Raw genomic sequence first — 2420 nt, forward strand, 5'->3', positions numbered from 1 at the left:
TTGCAGCGGGTAGGCCCGCACCAGGAACGCCCGGCTGTGTGACAGCTTGATTTGGGCAACCTGAAGCTTGATCCGCTCGCCGCCGACATTGGCCCAGTCTTCGCTCCAGTCGAACTGGAATGCCTCGCCGGGTTGAAACACCAAGGGCACATAGGTGCCGCGCCCTGTTGTCTGTTCCGCCCGGTGTCGATCGGCACGCCAAGCGCGGGCAAATGCCGCCACACGTCCGTAGGAACCGTCATAACCGAGCTTCACCAGATCAGCATGCATCTGTTTCACGGTGCGGCGTTCTTTGCGCGACTTCCGTGCCTGTGCCAGAAGCCAGGCGGACAGCCGGTCCGCGTATGGATCAAGTTTGCTCGGCCGTGCCGGCGTCTTGAACTGCGGCTCAACCGCGCCTTCGCGCAAATACTTCCTGATGGTGTTGCGGGACAGGCCCGTTCGCCGCGATATCTCGCGGATTGGCATTTTGTCACGCAATGCCCAGCGTCGGATAACACTGAAAAATCCCATGTCGATCACTCCATATCTCCCCGACCGAATCCGTCAGGGCAACGTGTTCACATGGGTCAATTCTCAGTGGAAATTTGGGAGGCTACCGGGTCACTTCTCAGCGAAAATCAACAGATCTGACGTCGATATCCCGATGTTGATGGCCTCCTGTCCGCATTTTGCAGAAATGGCGCGGGCAACGGGTGGCTACCTGCGAGACTGGAACGACGTGCACCGGGCGGCGGCCAATCTTAGGCCCATCGTGGGCATCTCAGAAGATGCGTGGAACGTGGCCAACAAAGTGTTGGGGCCTGCCGCTGCAGCGGCTTCCCTAGCCCTTATCCTCGATAAATCCACCACTGGTGAGGTCAAATCACCCGGCGGATACCTACGCGGGCTCGTAGAACGGGCGCAGGTTGGCGAATTGCACCTTGATCGCAGTTTTTATGGCCGGCTGGGCGGACAGGCTGCGTGATAGAATGGTAAAGCAGGTGCCTACATTCAGCGTTCGAAGTGCGGTGTGCGGAGATTGCCGCCCTTATTCACCGCGCGATCTGCGGTGTTTGTTATTGTCTTGCGGAGATTGTGCCGTATAATCTCCGCAAAGAGTGCGTAAAATATGACCTACATTCACGAACTCCCTGATTGGCCTCAGTTTACCTGGGATAAGGCCAAGCTGTCGTCCCAACTTGCTGCGGTCCGTCACCGCCAAGGCAAGCTCTTGGGGCGCATGGAGGGTCTTGGCTTCGATCTTCGCAGCGAGGCGATGCTCAGGACACTGACCAGTGATGTCGTAAAAAGCAGCGAGATCGAGGGGGAAACGCTCGACAAGGATCAGGTTCGATCGTCTATCGCAAAGCGGTTAGGTCTGGAAATTGGCGGACTGATCCCGTCTGATCGCCATGTTGATGGTGTCGTCGAGATGATGCTGGACGCAACCCAAGTGTATGACCAGCCACTGGATGCGGAGCGTCTGTTCGGCTGGCATGCGGCTCTCTTTCCAACCGGGCGAAGCGGAATGACTCGGATCAGAGTAGGGGGGTGGCGTGACGGTCCCATGGAGGTTGTATCAGGACCTTATGGCCGCGAACGCGTGCATTTTGAGGCGCCAGACGCCGAACGTTTAGACCCTGAAATGGCGCGCTTCCTGACCTGGTTTAATCAGTCCTCCGAGGCGGATCCCGTCATACATGCCGCCATCGCCCATCTGTGGTTTGTCACCATCCACCCCTTCGATGATGGCAACGGCCGCATCGCGCGGGCGATCGCAGACATGGCCTTGGCGCGATCCGAAGGCAGCGCGCAGCGGTTCTACAGCATGTCGACGCAAATTCGGCAGGAGCGGAGCGACTATTACGACATGCTCGAGAAAACGCAGAAAGGCGGCCTTGATGTCACGGCGTGGCTCGTTTGGTTCCTGGCTTGCCTGGACCGCGCATTCGATGGTGCCGAGATCATCCTTGAGACCGTGTTCCGGAAGGCGCGGTTCTGGGAGAAATACGGGGCGGCGAACATAAACGACCGGCAGCGAGACATGCTCAACCGCCTGCTGGATGGGTTCGAAGGCAAACTCACGACGTCGAAATATGCAAAGATCGCAAAGTGTTCGCAGGACACGGCATATCGCGACATCCTCGATCTGATCGACTTGGGCGCCTTGGAGAAAGATGAGGCTGGTGGACGCAGCACCAGCTATTCCCTGACGGCGACGTAAAGAGGCTTGTCACACGCGAAGCCCGAAACGCCGAATCCAAGGAAGTATCAGCCAAGCATCGGTGAGGATTGCCGGTCTGGAGAAATCCTAAGTCGTTGATAAAGTTTGCAAATCAGAAGACTAATAAACTTCTTTGCCGATGTGCGTTGCCGATCTTTGGGTGCAGTATGCAATGAAGGTGAACCGCGGTTTTGACGGCCCCAGAATTCCTCAG

At 57.4% G+C, this 2420-nt stretch carries 2 protein-coding genes and 1 pseudogene; 2 read left to right on the plus strand and 1 reads right to left on the minus strand.

The window, feature by feature from the left end:
- A pseudogene (locus tag RBB44_RS25435) lies at positions 1-513 on the minus strand (IS21 family transposase); the annotation flags it as partial.
- Here RBB44_RS25435 and repC point away from each other — a divergent pair.
- Both repC and RBB44_RS25445 read left to right on the plus strand, forming a co-directional pair.
- Complete coding sequence (gene repC / locus RBB44_RS25440) at positions 512-967, plus strand: replication initiation protein RepC (protein WP_306150608.1); 456 nt, start codon at positions 512-514, stop codon at positions 965-967. The pseudogene RBB44_RS25435 and the gene repC overlap by 2 nt on opposite strands.
- A 144-nt stretch (positions 968-1111) precedes the next feature.
- Positions 1112-2206 carry a Fic family protein gene (locus tag RBB44_RS25445; protein ID WP_306150609.1) on the plus strand — a complete coding sequence of 365 codons (1095 nt, stop codon included), beginning with the start codon at positions 1112-1114 and terminating at the stop codon, positions 2204-2206.
- Positions 2207-2420: the final 214 nt, after the last annotated feature.

Source organism: Roseibium sp. MMSF_3247, assembly GCF_030733765.1.
In the GTDB taxonomy this organism is placed as follows: domain Bacteria; phylum Pseudomonadota; class Alphaproteobacteria; order Rhizobiales; family Stappiaceae; genus Roseibium.